The organism is Nostoc sp. MS1 (genome assembly GCF_019976755.1).
Classification (GTDB): domain Bacteria; phylum Cyanobacteriota; class Cyanobacteriia; order Cyanobacteriales; family Nostocaceae; genus Trichormus.
In genome coordinates this window covers 5,181,086-5,197,142 of record NZ_AP023441.1, presented here as the reverse complement: position 1 = coordinate 5,197,142, position 16,057 = coordinate 5,181,086, and the positions used below count along the sequence as shown (strand labels likewise).

Here is a 16,057-nt window from a genome sequence, read left to right as displayed (position 1 = left end):
TCAGTAACTAAGCAACGGATAAATTAACGCGGACAATCATATCGTTGAAATCTCTGTCTCCTCCTCTGGGTAAGTCTTCAAAGCCAAAGATGTTATTGCCTAACAAGGTAATTTGGTCTGTGTTTCTGGGATTAGCACCTAAGAATGAGAAGTAAACTGGGGAATTATTGTTAGGGTTACTATCCAATATTGCTTCTGGTGTACCATTGGCAATGATAAATGGTGCATAAATGTAACCTGCTTGGAGGTTAGCAGTGTAATTGGCTGTGCCTTGGTTGGCTGTGAGGTTAATGCCTGCAACACGCGCTCTTACAGCAGCTTCAGTATAACCAGCCTGTCCGGGTAAGATATCTGCATTACCATCGTTATTGATGTCGATACCACCGTTAACATCGGTAACTCGATAGAAGCTGACGTAGTTTCTATAAGAAGCATCTTTGTTGACGACAAAATCAACTTTAACCGAACCTGTGAGAGTGCGTAAGTCGATGAGTTCTGCTTGGGACTCGCCTTGCACATCTGTACCGATGGGTAAATCTTGGCTGATTGATTGAATCTTGACTACTAAATCTTGGAAGTTCTGACCGTTATTTGGTTGAATTTCCCAAGCTAGAGAAAAATTATCATTACCCAAGTCGGTAACTTTTTGGGTTGTGTTACTAGCAAAGACAACGTTGGCAAGAGGGATATTTCCAGCCAGTACACCGTCAGTTGTACCATCTTTTACTACAAAGAAGCGTAGGCGATCGCCTGAATCAAATTCCAAGCTGCGAGAGACATTGACGTTATTCAAACCTCGATTCAGTACGGAGAAAATTGTTTTCGCCCTTGCTAAAGCAGCTTGAGTATAACCTGCTTGTCCTGGTGCGATACCGTTGATTCTGCCTTGGGCATCGTCTACAGTAAACACACCTAATTCGTTGGTGCGGTTAGTTGTGCGTCCGGTGAGGTCTACTTGCAGTCTGGCTTGACCAATGCTTTTGATCGTAAAAATATCATTTTCGACATTCTTGACTAAGGAATGCTCAACGTTGAGGGGCTTATCTAGATCCAAAATGATGATTTCGTTGTTGTCAATATCCCCTGCTCTACCTCTAGAGAAAGGATAATTATTGTCGTTAGCAACTAAGATTGTGTTGGCATCTAAGACTAAGACATCTTCAATGGTGGTAAAGGGGAAGGTAAATTTAGTGCTGCCATCTTTATTCAAGTCGTTGGGGTCTTGAATATTCAACAAGTCTACGATTTCTTCCTTCTCAACAAAGCCATTGGCATCTTTTTTGGAGAAGTCAACTTTGAAGATTTTCTTGAACTGGGCTGCACTACCTTGATTATTGTCGCGTTCAATTACTAGATATTCATTGTCATTAACTACAGTGAAGTCACCAATAGCATAGCTGGGGTTGTCTAATTTGTAATAACCAACTAAACCTTGATATTGCTTGGATGCTACATCAAATTTATAAATCCGCAGTGAACCTGGAGGATCACCAGCCACCGTACCTTCGAGTAATGGGTACAAAGTTTTTTGATCGGGACTGATGGCTAAACCTTCAAAACCTTTAGAACCACCAAGGTTAGCAACGGCTGGTTGTCCTACAAATTGGTCGCGGACTAAATCGCCAGTTCCAGGGAAGTCTGTAAAGAAGGCATCAACACCTAAATTGATGAATTGTTCATATTCTTTTATTGGATTGCCATTGTAATCTGATGCCAAGAATATGCCTTCGTTGCGGAAGGTATAGGGATGTACCTGTAAGCCTACAGAGTGGGCATCTTTTACCAGCGTTGTGGGTGTACCTAAAACCGTATCAGCATCGTTAATCAGACCATCACCATTGAGGTCATCTGGTTTACCATCGCCATTCCGGTCTACTGTAGTGGCGGGAACAATTGAGCGTTTGCTGGGGCCGATACCTGCGGCATAGGTGGCAATAGCTGCCAGTTCTGTGGGTTTAGTTAAATCTCCATAGGTGCGAGTATCACCGCTAACAACGAAATCATAGGGTTGTTGAGTAGTGCCGCCAAATAGTTGTATCAAAGGAATGTTAATACCCGCAGCTGGCATTAAGTTCTGTTTTAATTCCTTGAGATTGCCTACCTCGAAGGATTGAATAAATATCCGTGAGGGGTCAGTAAAGTTTTTCGCTACTAGGGTATCAACGAGTAATTTGCCCAGACTGGTATTGATGGGTGTTCCATCAATGCGTCTACCTTGTGAGGCGAAATAGGTGGGGTGCTTAGTTTCAGGATAAATACCAATTTTCCGACCTGTTTCAGCTTCTACCTGCTTCACCAAATCAATAATTTCTTCTAAGGTAGGCACTTTCAGCCCATCATTATTAAATCTGGTTCCCCGCAGATTGGGTAGCCGTTCAATGGCATTGAGGGTTTTGATTTCTGCTAGGGTCAGGTCTTCTGTAAACCAACCCCTAATTGTGCGTCCATCAATAACTTTAGTGGTGAGGCGGTCAGCAAACTCACGACGGAGGTAAATATCGGTGCTGGTGTCTGTTAAATTAACTGTACCATCGGCATTGAGAATTGCCAAAGCATTTTCGTGACGGGCAATTAATCTGCCATCTTTAGTAGCGACTAAATCGGGTTCGATAAAATCTGCACCTTGAGCGATCGCTAATTTATACGATTCTAAGGTATGTTCAGGACGCGATCCACTTGCGCCACGATGACCAATTACCAAAGGTGCTTTTCCAGTTAAAGTGTCAAACTCTCGCTGATTCAACACATCGGGGTTTTGCGGCGACCTGACAAACTGCCCTGTTAACTGGTCACGGACAAAATCACCAGTACCGGGGAAGTCTGTAAAGTAACCATCTACACCTAACTGGATGTATTGGCTAAATTCTGCTTGCGGATTACCGTTATAATCTGCGGCTAGATATCGTCCTTCGTTGCGGAAGGTGTAGGGGTGGACTAATAACCCTGCATTGTGGGCATCTTGCACCAAGGAAGTAGGTGTAGTCAGGGTTTTATCGGCATCGTTAACTAAGCCATCGCCGTTGACATCATCTGCTTGCCCATCACCATTGTTATCAACGCCTTTGACGGAAACAATCATCCGTTTCCAAGGCCCAATCCCTTCGGCGTAGGTGGCAATTTCTTGTAAACCTGCGGGGGTTCTTAAATCTCCATAGGTGCGGGAGTCGCCACTAACAACGAAATCATAAGGTTTGGCCTCTTGTAGTGAACCATCCAAATTGACATCTATCGCATCTAATAATTGCACCAATGGTATATCAATACCAGCTGCGGGCATGATCACATTATTCAGTTCCTTGAGATTCCCCACCTCAAAAGACTGAATAAATACCCGTGAGGGGTCAGTAAAATTATTAGCAACTAAGACATCAATTAGCTTTTGGCTAATATTGAAACCTTGATCGCTAAAGTATGTTGGGTGCTTGGTTTCTGGATAAATGCCAATCTTTTTACCTGTATCTCTTTCTACCTGCTTCACCAAATCGATGATTTCTTGGAAGGTAGGAATTTCATACAAATCGTTAAACACTTGAGGGCGGAAACTAGGCTGGATTCTTGCCCGGAGGGTTTTGATTTCCGCTAGGGTAAAGTCTTCAGCAAAGAAGCCTTCTTCGGCTACGCCATCAACAAGTTTTGTAGTTCTGCGGTTGGCAAACTCTGGACGGTCGGCTACATCGGTGGTGTTGATGAGATTCGGTTCGTGACGGGCTATAAGTACACCATCTTTAGTAACGACTAAATCGGGTTCGATGAAGTCTGCACCGCGTTCAATTGCCAGCATGTATGAACCAAGGGTGTGTTCTGGCCGTTCACCACTTGCGCCTCGGTGTCCAATGACAATTGGGGGTTGACCATCTAAGGTGTTGAGATTGGTGATATTTGGTGTGGGAATAGGCGTATCTAAAAGCTTACCTGTAGCATCAAAGTGGAGTAGGTAAGGGCCGAACTCATCCCCAATCCAAAATGTACCATCTTCGGCGATGACTAAAGATTCGACATCGAAGTCTGCACCAGTGAGGAGGCGTTCAGTAGTATTTTCATTAACAATCTTGAAAGGAACTTTCTTATCAGGGTCAGATAGTTGGATAAAACCCAATGTCTTAACGCTACCATTACCCCCAACTTCTAAACCACGGAAACTAGGGTCTAGACGCTGAATCCGCAGGAGGAAATCAGCACTATTGTCTTTGCTGCCATAACCGTTGTCAGATAAGAAATAGAAGCTATTATCACTAGCCTTTTGTACAGCACTAAACCCTTGTATTGGTTGTTTAGCAAAGGGTACATTCCGGCCATTTGTACCTGTAATGGCGCTACCAGATGGTGGGCCTTCAGCAAAGCTATCAGCTGGGAGGACTGCAAAACCTTTGAGGGTGACTTTGGGGGGAATCATAGATTGAGGATTGCGAGGATTGTAACTAGCGGTGTCTATGGTTAAAGGGTTGGGGAAGGCATTGGCGATGTTTTCCCAAGGCACAAATTTAAAGTTGCTGCTGATGTTTTCGCCATCAACTATGGTTGCGGGGTCGTTAGAACCGTCTTGAGTGATGAATAATCCATTGGGGAAGTTGGGGCCTAAGGAGACGTTGACTACATCTGCCCCATCAGACTCTTGCACACTATCAATAGACCCGTTGTTACCTACGGCAAAGCTACCTAAATAGCTGTTATTGCCTTGGCGGTCGTAAGCAACAAATGTGTTATCTCCCTGACTGGATGCTAATAGGTAGCCTTGACCATCTTTGCCGTAGTAAATAGTTAAACCTTCTACATCATCGGTAAGACGAGTACCACCCAAAGCCCGGACTTTATCTATCAATGTGCCTGAACTACTGCGGTCTGGTTCTGCATCGAATTTCCAAATCCCCACATCCTCCTGACCGATGTATAAAAAGCCTGTTTCTTGGTCGGCTACCATACCCTCAGTTTGGGGCGATCGCTCTGATATTGTTGGTATAGTAAATTGCCGTACTCTCTCCGCATCAATCTTGCCGTTACTTTTGTCGATTAGCTTAAACTGCGCTACATCGCCAGTTTGCCGACGGTTAACGAAGACGTAGTAATCATTGGTAACAGGGCTACGGTATAGGGTAACACCATAAGCACTGCGAGAGGAGGAGGAATAGGGAGGGTCAAAGGGTGATGCTTGGAAGATAGCCCCGATACTGCTGTCGGTGATTTCTTCTAAATATTGACCGGGGTTGTTGGGGTTAATCTTGAAGATTGCCAGTTTATCATTTTGGCGATCGCTGGCTACGGCAATATCGATTGTTTGATTACCCAGCTTAAAGCCGTATTGCAAATCTATATTGTTGTAGCGGATATTTCCAGGATTAACTGTCTGCAACAATTCGCCAGATAAGTTATAAACCCGCAACCCACCATTTTTGACAGATGTTAAGACTAAGCTGTCGGCTGAATTGTTGGCGTTGACATAAATTGCTGGGTCATCAGCATCAGCATTTTGAATATCATCATCCAACAAATCAGGACGGGTTTCGACTCTGGGGGCAACTGTAGGAATTAAATCTGCACCTAAAGTCAGGATTTGGGTAAATTGAGTCTGGCTGAAGTTATTATCACTCACCAGCACAATTGATTGACGACCATCGGGTAGTTTGGGGCCAAAATCTAGACCTTCAATATTGTCCAACCCTGTCGATAGATTCAAATCATTTAGATTCAATACCAAACGTTTTTGCGCTGGTTGAATTGCTGCTAACTGTTCTGGACTCAAATCTAGTGAGTTGATGGTACTAATATCAGTCGCCCCTTGCAGACTGATTTCGTAGATTTTGATGGTGTTTCCTACACCTTCAGCAAAAGAACGTTCTAATGCCAATAACGTGCCACGATTATCAATGGCGAGTAAATCTACCAAACCATTATCTCTAAAGCCTGTAGCTGGGTTTGGTGTGACGGCTGGGTCAGTGATGTAGAGGTATTCTTTTTCAGGTTGTCCTGAAACCAAGTTGTATTGAATAATCCGAGAACGAGTACCTGTAGTAGTGGTAGTAGTCGGCCCGTCTTGGAATAGGGCGTTTTCGGTGGCGGTGTATAAGGTTTTTTGGTCTGGTGTGATGGTGAGACTTTCAAACGCTAAGTTATTACGCACGCCAGATTTCTGTGTATCACCATTGTTGATAATACCGTCACCATTTGTATCTTCGACTACAGGCAAGAATTTTGTCGGAACGGATAGCGATCGCAATTCCTGACCAGTCGTTAAGGAAAACTCTTTGATAAACGGATTTGTTACCCGACCAGCATTGATATTTACTTCGCCTTCCGAGGTAATAAAAACAGTACCTTTGTTAGTCAGGGCAATATCTTCAGGGTCTAAACTCAACGGTGCAAAAAAGTTACCATTAGTGTCTTTAAGCGGCGTTACGTTGGTAAAAGTTATGCCTGTAGAGGGATTGCCAGTAAAAGTATAGAACCGAGCAGGGCCATTTTGTGAGCGATCGTCTGAGATGGCGTAGTAACGATTGTTAGCGGCATCGTAAGCAACACCAGATAAGCCTCCAACTGGGGTTGCATTACCATTAACCGTTCCGGCTGCGCCATTGGGAATAAAGCCTGTGGGGAAAATTTGCTGTCCTATAAATCCAGCATTTGTCACCGTTTTACCTGCGACTGTCGCCCCTACTTGTACATCTGCATAAACTAGGCGATGGTCAGAACTGGGAAAAGGGAAAGTACCTACAGGCGTAAATTGTGGGTTAGTATTGAGAGGCCAAAATACTTTAGAGTCAATGATTTGTAAATCGGCTGAAGGTAAGACGTAATCTGTGCGTAAATTACCTGGGGCTGTGTCAGCAAAATCTGCGGTATCAAAGGCAGGGTTGCCTTGTTGGCTGTTGTTAGCGCCGCCTTGTAAAACAGCTTGTTGCGGCCCGCCTGGGCTTGTAGGAACGACATTCGTATTGATATTGGGATTTTGCAAGAGTTGTCGAATAGCATTATCAAAGCTATCACCATCTAAAGGATCAGCATTTTGATCCCCCATAATAACAAAGCGTGACCCAGCCGCTAAACCACCTGTTTTACCCCCATCGTCATAGATGTAATTACCTTTACCTGGGGTAATATAATCTGCCCAAAAGCGGATTTCATCATGGTTGCGCTTACCGTTGCGGTCTTCAGCAGTATCAAAGGTTGGCGGTGTGGGATGGCTAACTAAAACATGAATTGTCTCACCGTTGATTTTGATGGGGACATCCCAGTGACTTTTAGATGAGAGACGGAGGACATTTTTTTCTGCTTCTGAGTACCAAGATTCGTTACTGCCAGGGCTACTAATAGTACTTAACAAAGAATCTGGCATATCCTTCCACAGAAAGTTGTGGAAGGTGCGAACGTTGGCAGTGTCAATGGGATATTTGGAAAGTAATAGCATCCCATATTGACCAGGAAAATCTCCAAATCCGAAGGCATCATTACCATATCCTGGTGCGCCTGGGGTAGTAACAATTTGCCCATTGTTGTCTAAATCAAACCCAGAAGCTATACCAGTGTTAGAAGGAGCTATATATATATAAGGATATTCAACAGGAGTCGCACCATTTTGGCTGACTTTCAGGTAGTTCTGCTGAAATAGTTGGACTGCTTGTAGTGGGTTTTCCTGAACGTAGTCAAACTCGTTAATTAGTAAGACATCCGGGTTATTGCGTTGGATAATCTCAGCTACAGCTTTTGCTTGAGCATTATCGGGGGTAGATAGATCAGTGATTAACTTACCCTCAGCGTTGCGATTGAGGGAGGCGTTAAACTGAGAAAAGCGAACAGAATTAGTAGTTACCATAAATTGCGGCTAAACTTAAAATCTCAGCTCTGTATGTTTGGAAGCAATAGGCGATCGCATTATCTTCTTGCGGTTTGGCATGAAAATTTCAACTGCAAAGATATACCCCACAGTTTGAGCGATCGCTAAGGCACTGTTATATCAACAGTTGATTCAGTGTTTCACGCTATCCCAGTTAGATTAAGAAATGCCTAGCAAACGGTTAAATTAAGTAAAAATACCGTCATTCTAGTTTTAGCCCCCGTAAGGGGAAATTGTGAGTTGAGGCATTTATCAAATGTTTCCCAGTTTTTTGCCATCACAAGTTAATCAACTCAAAGACGCAGAGGCGATCGCTTTTGTGGAAAATATAGAGAGGATTCCCCTTGCAACGTCCCTTAGTCAGCAACCAATCCTCACAACATACATACACCAAGGTAGGGGAGGAACCCCAATTCTGTTACTACACGGCTTTGACAGTTCTATCTTGGAGTTTCGGCTTCTATTGCCATTACTTGCTACTCAAAATGAAACATGGGCAGTAGATTTGTTAGGTTTTGGCTTTACACAAAGGCAAAAAGCAATAAAATACAGTCCAGATACTATCAAAATTCACCTTTACGAATTTTGGAAAAATTTAATTAATCAACCTATTGTACTGGTAGGTGCATCAATGGGAGGTGCTACGGCAATTGACTTTACTCTTACTTATCCCAAAGCTGTAAAATCCTTAGTACTGATTAATAGTTTGGGTTATACTTCTGCACCTACTTTTAGCCAATACTTGTTTCCTCCCTTTGACTTTGTTGCTGTGGAATATCTACGCCAGCGCCAAATTATAGCGTTAAATATAGCTAGTATTTTACCTAATATAGATATAAAAATCATTTCGGCTATTCAATGTGCCATGCTACATCAAGAAATGTCTGGTTGGCATGATGCTATGATTGCTTATGTCAAAACTGGTGGTTATAGAGACTTGGCGAATAGAATTACCCAGGTTGACAAACAAACACTAATTTTATGGGGAGAAGATGATAATATGCTCCCATCTGGAGATGCTGAAAAGTTTCACCGAGATATTACTAATTCTGCGCTAATTAAACTCAAAAATTGTGGTCACGCGCCCCAAATTGAACAGCCACAAACGACATCTCAACATATTTTACAGTTTATCAATCAACAAGGGTAAGAAAAATTGTGAACAATTACTCTCAAATACCAAAATTACCTTTACCGCCAGCACTTGTAGGCTCGGAAGTCGGTTCTTTTACCGAGTATACAGTTACTCAAAGAATGCCTGCGATCGCCCGTCGAGTTGTGGTAGAAAATAATTTTTCATCTGAAATTAATGCCAAATTAGAAAATTTAGCTACAGAGTTGCCTATAGGGTGTTTATTCCCGCTTGAAAATGATTCCACCGTAGATTATTCTGCTTGGGATACATATCTCCAATCTTACAAAGGTCAGCGTTGGCTAGATATTCCTTGGTTTTTTGTGGAAACTTATTTCTATCGACTAATTCTAGAAATTACTCAATATTTTCCTCTTGGTAGATGGCAAGGTATTGACCCCTTTCAACTACAAAAATCTCAAGGTCTAGAAGCTTCAATCGATTCAACTATCCTTTTATGTGAGCAGGTAAATCAATGGTTGAATGATTCTCAAAATGAGGCAAAAGCAAATCAAACGGCTTTAACTACACTTTTATATTTTGCTTTATGGGGGAATAGAGTTGACCTAAGTTTGTGGTCAGCATTTGAAGGCGATCGCAGTCAATTTGATGTGCAAAGCCAATTAGCTAACATTTTAGTAAATGATACTGATAAAATTAGTGAGTTATTAACTAATCCGCAAGTGCAACGTGTCGATTTTATAGTCGATAATGCTGGTTTTGAACTTATTTGTGATTTATGTTTAGTAGATTTTTTATTAAGTAGCAAGTTAGTTAATCAAGTTTATCTACATTTAAAACCGCATCCAACTTTCGTTTCTGATGCTATGATTAAGGATGTACATGGTACAATAAGTTATTTATTAGCTACTAGCAACAAACAAGCCATATCTCTAGCTCAAAGATGGCAACATCACATTTCATCAGGGTGTTTAGTATTGTCTGAAGATTATTTTTGGACATCACCTTTAGCATTTTGGGAAATGCCTAAACATATCAAAGATGAGTTAGCTAATACAGGTTTGCTTATAGTTAAAGGCGACGCAAATTATCGCCGCTTATTAGGCGATCGCCATTGGGATTTTACTACTAACATTGCAGATATAATTTGCTATTTACCAACACCAATGGTAACCTTACGCACCCTCAAATCAGAAGTAGCAGTAGGTTTAAAACCTGAAGTTGTTGAAGAATTAACCAAATCAGACCCTCATTGGTTAACAAATGGTCAATGGGGAGTAATTCAGTTTGTAGCTTAGTAAATAGGTGATTATAAAAATATTCACCACCTGATTGGGGTCAGGCTGCACAAACCGCCCTTGAGTCTATTTTTGATCATGTAGTTGTATAACCTTTTTTACTTGATATTGAACGCCTTACTCATCTTACACGTAGTTCTGGGTTTGACATTCAGATTTTCAGGTGCAAGATATGAGCCTCCCACAGGCGTGATTAACGCTCCCGCAAAATATAAAACAAGCACATTTTTCTGATACTTCTTAAAGCCTTACTATATAAAGGTTTTAAAATACGCAAGTTGAGAGAAAAAAGACTACGGTAATTAGTTTCTAATCCTTTTTGCTGGGCCTGTCATATGACAATGCCAATCCCTAAAAGTATTCCGGTAACAGATTCCAGCGCTGCCGTAGTATTGATCGATATCACAGTAGCCGTTGCGCTTGTTGCAAAAATGATTAATATAAGTCCCTCGAATATCATACACAGGTTCTTTTATATCAATACTTAAATATCTTCCGTCAGTTCGCTCATTAAAAGGTCGAGAGACAGGGGCAACTTCAATGGTGAGATTTGTGATCCACTTTAAATAGCCATCACCAATGTCTACTTCTTTTTCTGTATCGCATTGAAAGTATGTCTTGACCTGTTCAACACTAGGCGCTCCTGTTGTTGGCTCTGTTCTCGATGGACAAGTGTGAAGTTTACCTGGCATTTCATCCGAAGGAGTTTGAGCGGTTAGTATAGTAGGTGTGAGAGCCGCAACTAATGTAAAAGTTATTATCCTAAGAGGAAACTGTATTTTCACTTCAATTTCACTGTAAAAGTAAAGAAATTATATACTAATTACGAATTACTATTAATGTCTTTCACCGAATGCTGCACTAACCAACAATGTAAACCCACAATTAAAAGCGCCAATGGTAGCATTAATATAGGAATAATTTCTAAACTTGCCCAACTTGCTGCCCAACCTGCACCAGTGGGTATAAGTGCTGCACCAAAACTAGCAATGCTGGTGGCGAAGCTGACAGCCGCAGGCACAAGGGTTTCTGGTAATCTTTGAGGTATTAACCAGATGGTGGCGGGAAAAATTGCTGCCAAGCCAAAGCCAATTAAGGGTAAGCTAACCCATTGATGTGGTAGTTGCCACCAAGCAAGTAAGCCAATTATCACAAGAGTCAGCGACATACTGATGGTGCGGACTGCGCCAAGTCGTTGCAGGAAATAACCTAAAATAAAACGTCCTACAGTTAAGCCTAACCAGTAGGCACTGACACTATAACCAGCGATAAGTCGGGGAGTATGACGACCAACGAATTGTACAGTATACGCCCAGCTACCAATACAAGCTTCTATGCCAACATAAACCGCTAGTAGTAGTCCTGTTATCAATACTACCGGAGATTGGAGCGATCGCCCTAAATTTTTCACTGCCGTTGCATTCGATGTTGATACCTGCTGTGTCATTGGTGTGTAGCGGTACATGATCACACCCAAGACACTGACGATTAATAAGCTAACAATCCAGGCTAAAACCCAATAAACCTGTCGCCAGTTCAGTCCCAATACTAGCAATGTAGTAGCGATTGTGGGGCCACAGAATGCACCAATACCATAGAAGCCGTGTAGTATACCAATTAAACTGGCACTGCGCGAGTCTTGCACAATGTAAGTGTTAATGCCTGCATCAATTAACCCAATACCCAATCCCAAAACTGTTCCAGCCGCAACCATCAACAACCAATAGGGCGAAGTAGCATAAATTACGAGCGCCATTGTCAGCGCCACCGCCGCAATTAATAGCATTTTCCCTAGTCCCAAACGGTTACTCACCAGACTGCTGGTAAAGGCGGCGAGAATATAGCCGCTTATTTGGCTGATAAAGAGTAGGGTGACGGTTGCTGAACTCAGTTCATAAGTAGATACTATCGAGGGTAAAAGCACGCCTAACCCAGCTTCTGCAATGCCGATGGCAATAAAGGCATAAAAAGCGATCGCAACTCCAATCCACAGAGGCGCTTGAGTGTGTTGAGAATCTTTCATTAATGACAATACTCCTGCCTCAAAGGATTTACTAAGATTTACTTAGTTGATGATGCAGAAAAATTACTTTCTCCCCATCTCTCTGTAGTGCGATCGCTCTCATGTAAATACCAGTTTTATCGATAAATGTGCATAAATAAGGAGTAACCACTAGCCATCAGAATGAAAAGGATAATTGCCGAATATATCACTACATCTCTAACTATAAATAAAATCCAATCTTTCCTTAGTTCTTGTTTAAACTTGAGTTCTTGCAGTCTTCTCTCAAGCCTTACATTTTCTGGAGACTGTTTGTTTTCTGTTAAAACAATTAGATGATTTTTACCTTTGGTAGCTATTATCTCTGATATATCTATTACATCTGTCATTTATTATATTCCTACAATTTCGGTTTCCAGGTTTTGCTTATCATCCGTAATCCAAACTTGCTTACCCTGCTTTTTGGCTTCTATAGAAATTTCTAAAAGGGTGATTCCCTTTAGCAACACTTCAGCAGTATCTCCATTCATCTCTTGTTTTAAATTGTTTATAACTGCATACAATTCTGATGACAATTCTAAATTAATTTGAATCCGTTCAGATTGATTTTTATTAATCATTTCTAGTAAAATTTATTTTATAAATAAAATATTATTGAGATGCTGACTTTTTTAACCATCTTGATGCTTCATTGTAAAACTTAAACTTGCTTTCACTATCACGAAACTCTTTAGTATGCACCATTCTTTTTCCCTGAACCCATTTTGTCCCGTGATATTTATGCAATAATTCGTGATATAACACAAATTCAACTACAAACTCAGGTACTTTAGCATCATCAAGAGTTAGGCTGATCACAACTCTATCTCTAGCTGATTCATAGTGTCCTAATTTTCGGTAAGTGTTGATTCGACTCCATGTTAGACGGGGTTTAGCAAGGCTAGAAGAAAAATATTCGTGATTAACTTTATCAAACAACTCATCAAGATTATAAACTTTACCTTGTGTGTTGTCTGCTAGCACATCAGCAATCAAATCAAGCTCTAACAAAACGCTACTATATTCTTCTGTACTAGCGAATTGTCTAATAATTTGTGTATGAGTGCGACTCTTACCTATAAGCGCAGATTCTACCAAAGCTTGTAACACTGTATTTGGTGCATTGATAAAACCTTCACTAACTATAATACTAGCTGCACTAGCAGAAACTCTACCTTTATATAACCCAGCTAAATTAGCGATCGCAATCATTAATTGTAGTTGTTTTTGCCCACGCCTATTCAAAATATTTTTAGCAGTTTCCCATAGATAACCAGTATTTTGTATATGGAGTTTTAGATAATCCTCATCTGTAAGAAATTTTATCCATGAATATATTTTACGAGATTGTTCAGTTAGGTTTGCTGGTGTTATTTGCTGTTCAACACATATTTTTTCAATGATTGTCGCCTTTGTAATTAAACTTTTATGTAATTGTTTGATCTGCTGTGAGTCATCATTAAGGTTAGATGCTAATTTAAAAATTTCTTGTAATATAATATCTTGTTGTAATTTGATATTTTTTATAGATATACGTTTACTATCCATTTGTAAATTAATTATTCACATATGTGTATTTATAACGCTTCTATTTTACACCTTTTTATTAAACAGCAGCATGGTTCAGAAATGAAAGAAGTTAACGAACTCAGCTTCACAAGAGGTTATGGTATTGAAGGAGATGTTAATGCTAATCCCTTCAGCCCTAGACAAGTTTTAGTTCTCAGATATGAAGAGAGTATAGATTTGGCAATTCCACCAGGAGAATTAAGAGAAAATCTTGTCATCACCGGGATAACATCTGAAGATTTTACTTCTGGTTCTCTGATAAGTTTTGATAGTGGTGCTGCTATTCGTTTAACTTTTCATTGTGAACCATGTAAACGCATAGAACATTTAGTTGATTCATTAAAGACTATTCAATATAAAAGAGGCTTGTTAGGTGTAGTTATCAATTCAGGCATAGTTCGTATAGGTGATAAGGTTAATATTCAACCTGAGAAGTTCCCAATTTTGTTTGAAAACCCTTATGAGCGGTTTCTCGATTTTATAGTAAAAGTACCAGCAGGTAAAGTAGTTACATACAAACATATATTAGAAGTAATTGGCGTAGATAAAAGCTATATGAGGGCAATTCCTACATATCTTAAAAAGACATCTGCCCAAAATTACCCCATTCATAGAATATTAGACTCTCAAGGTTATTTAATTAAATATGCACCCAATCAAAAAAGCCAACTAGAATCCGAAAATATAGAAGTATTATGTGATCAAAATGAATCTCATAAATATTTTGTAAAAATTAATAAATATTTATATCAAGATGCAGCTATTTATTTAACTTGAGCAGAGTAATTTTATTATTTCTATCTTGAGGATGAAGGCAAATAAACCATAATTATCTTCAATATTTACTTCAACCAGGTAGAACTGAAAATGAACTCCACACAACATAGACGAGCATTGATTACAGGTGCTAACCGAGGAATTGGATTTGCGATCGCCCAAACTCTAGTAGGCAAAGGTTATGAAGTCATAATTACTTCTCGCTCGCTTGAAAATGCCCAAAAAGCCGCCCAAAAACTGCAATCAAACGTGATCCCCATCGAGTTGGATGTGAGCGATGAGCGCTCTATTAACCAATCTGTAGAAACTTTGCGCCCACAAATTGATCGCTTAGATGTGTTAATCAATAATGCTGGCGTGTATCCAGACGAAGGTGTAAATATTCTGACAATTTCCCGTGAACTGCTCGATTCGGCGATGAATGCCAACACCTTTGGCCCCATTCGGATGGTGCAAGCATTTCTACCCCTACTAGAAAAATCTGCCGATGCTAGAGTAATTAATCTTTCTAGTGGCTATGGAGCAATAGAAGACTTATCAGCTGATGTGCCAAGTTACTGTCTATCGAAATTAGCCTTAAATGGTGCAACAATTATGTTGGCACAAGCCTTGCCAGCAAAAAACATTGTTATTAATGCCGTGTGTCCGGGATGGGTGAGAACAGATATGGGTGGCGCATCTGCACCGCGATCGCCCGAAAAGGGGGCAGACACAGCCGTCTGGTTAGCAACAGAGGCTCCACGTAACATAAGCGGTAAATTTGTGCGCGATCGCAAAATAATTTCTTTTTAGCAGTGCGCCAAATCTTTACAGTCTCTCAAACAAAGCACGATAAACTGGTTCGCCTCTACTTTGCGTGGAAATTTCTCTTTCGGTTGGTACGGGTAGGGGGTTTTCGGATAACCATTCTCCCGTTCCCACTCTACTAAAAGCTGGATTTGCGGCAAAGCGATCGCGCATTTCCACAGCCACAAATTCCATATCTGATTGCAGAAAGACAACACCACCAACAGCCAAATAATTAGCTATATCTGCAACTAATTCTGGTTGGACTACACGGCGTTTGGCGTGACGAGTTTTAAACCAAGGGTCGGGGAATTGAATACTTACACGCTGTAAAATCCCTGTAGGTAAAGAAGATAGTAACGGTTGTAGTGAGTTATTGGCGTTGCAATACAAATAATGGAGATTAGTTAAACCCAACTGAGAACGTAATTGATTCGCCTCGACTACCAAAGGTTCTCTAATTTCTAAACCCAAAAAATTCCACTTGGGTTCTACCTGCGCCATTTGCAACACAAATCTACCTCTAGCACAACCAATATCCAGGTGTAGCGGTTGGTGGGGAGTGCCATAAATTTTCTCCCATTCCAGAGGATTGGCTGGTTGACTATATTTTTTGGCTAGTGGGTTGACGTGCTGACGGACGCGGACAAATGGCAAGGCTGAGACTC

11 protein-coding genes are annotated in these 16,057 nt (G+C 40.9%); 4 read left to right on the top strand and 7 right to left on the bottom strand.

Annotated features, from left to right (window positions below; genetic code table 11):
• Window positions 1-7: 7 nt before the first annotated feature.
• Window positions 8-7,804: a phytase gene (locus NSMS1_RS22500; RefSeq protein WP_224086949.1), complete on the bottom strand. Its 7,797-nt coding sequence runs from the start codon at window positions 7,802-7,804 to the stop codon at window positions 8-10.
• A gap of 277 nt (window positions 7,805-8,081) precedes the next feature.
• On the opposite strand from NSMS1_RS22500, the gene NSMS1_RS22495 reads away from it, so the two are divergent.
• A complete protein-coding gene (locus NSMS1_RS22495) occupies window positions 8,082-8,975 on the top strand; it encodes an alpha/beta fold hydrolase (RefSeq protein ID WP_224086948.1) in 894 nt (297 codons plus the stop codon).
• 5 nt (window positions 8,976-8,980) lie between these two features.
• On the top strand, window positions 8,981-10,216 hold the full coding sequence (locus NSMS1_RS22490) for a damage-control phosphatase ARMT1 family protein (protein ID WP_224095316.1): 1,236 nt from the start codon (window positions 8,981-8,983) through the stop codon (window positions 10,214-10,216).
• Window positions 10,217-10,518: 302 nt separating this feature from the next.
• Here NSMS1_RS22490 and NSMS1_RS22485 read toward each other — a convergent pair whose 3' ends face one another.
• From NSMS1_RS22485 to NSMS1_RS22465, 5 genes are all read right to left on the bottom strand, one after another.
• Entirely contained in the window at window positions 10,519-11,001 is a 483-nt protein-coding gene (locus NSMS1_RS22485) for a hypothetical protein (RefSeq protein ID WP_224086947.1), read from the bottom strand.
• 38 nt (window positions 11,002-11,039) lie between these two features.
• Entirely contained in the window at window positions 11,040-12,239 is a 1,200-nt protein-coding gene (locus NSMS1_RS22480; RefSeq protein WP_224086946.1) for an MFS transporter, read from the bottom strand.
• A 116-nt stretch (window positions 12,240-12,355) separates the two neighbouring features.
• Entirely contained in the window at window positions 12,356-12,607 is a 252-nt protein-coding gene (locus NSMS1_RS22475) for a hypothetical protein (protein ID WP_224086945.1), read from the bottom strand.
• Window positions 12,608-12,610: 3 nt separating this feature from the next.
• Complete coding sequence (locus NSMS1_RS22470; protein ID WP_224086944.1) at window positions 12,611-12,838, bottom strand: DNA-binding protein; 228 nt, start codon at window positions 12,836-12,838, stop codon at window positions 12,611-12,613.
• 31 nt (window positions 12,839-12,869) lie between these two features.
• The gene (locus tag NSMS1_RS22465) at window positions 12,870-13,805 is read right to left on the bottom strand and encodes a SprT-like domain-containing protein (protein WP_224086943.1); all 936 of its coding nucleotides are present in this window, start codon (window positions 13,803-13,805) and stop codon (window positions 12,870-12,872) included.
• 81 nt (window positions 13,806-13,886) lie between these two features.
• Between NSMS1_RS22465 and NSMS1_RS22460 the strand changes: the two genes are divergently transcribed.
• Complete coding sequence (locus tag NSMS1_RS22460) at window positions 13,887-14,603, top strand: MGMT family protein (protein ID WP_224086942.1); 717 nt, start codon at window positions 13,887-13,889, stop codon at window positions 14,601-14,603.
• A 90-nt stretch (window positions 14,604-14,693) separates the two neighbouring features.
• Complete coding sequence (locus NSMS1_RS22455; protein WP_224086941.1) at window positions 14,694-15,395, top strand: SDR family NAD(P)-dependent oxidoreductase; 702 nt, start codon at window positions 14,694-14,696, stop codon at window positions 15,393-15,395.
• Between the two features lie 15 nt (window positions 15,396-15,410).
• Here NSMS1_RS22455 and trmB read toward each other — a convergent pair whose 3' ends face one another.
• Window positions 15,411-16,046, bottom strand: a complete 636-nt coding sequence (trmB, locus tag NSMS1_RS22450) for a tRNA (guanosine(46)-N7)-methyltransferase TrmB (protein ID WP_224095315.1) — start codon at window positions 16,044-16,046, stop codon at window positions 15,411-15,413.
• Window positions 16,047-16,057: the final 11 nt, after the last annotated feature.

Coding starts and splice junctions, on each gene's coding strand:
- NSMS1_RS22480 (WP_224086946.1), bottom strand. CDS start 12,239: ATGAAAGATTCTCAACACACTCAAGCGCCTCTGTGGATTGGAGTTGCG.
- NSMS1_RS22465 (WP_224086943.1), bottom strand. CDS start 13,805: ATGGATAGTAAACGTATATCTATAAAAAATATCAAATTACAACAAGAT.
- NSMS1_RS22500 (WP_224086949.1), bottom strand. CDS start 7,804: ATGGTAACTACTAATTCTGTTCGCTTTTCTCAGTTTAACGCCTCCCTC.
- NSMS1_RS22460 (WP_224086942.1), top strand. CDS start 13,887: ATGAAAGAAGTTAACGAACTCAGCTTCACAAGAGGTTATGGTATTGAA.
- NSMS1_RS22475 (WP_224086945.1), bottom strand. CDS start 12,607: ATGACAGATGTAATAGATATATCAGAGATAATAGCTACCAAAGGTAAA.
- NSMS1_RS22455 (WP_224086941.1), top strand. CDS start 14,694: ATGAACTCCACACAACATAGACGAGCATTGATTACAGGTGCTAACCGA.
- NSMS1_RS22470 (WP_224086944.1), bottom strand. CDS start 12,838: ATGATTAATAAAAATCAATCTGAACGGATTCAAATTAATTTAGAATTG.
- NSMS1_RS22495 (WP_224086948.1), top strand. CDS start 8,082: ATGTTTCCCAGTTTTTTGCCATCACAAGTTAATCAACTCAAAGACGCA.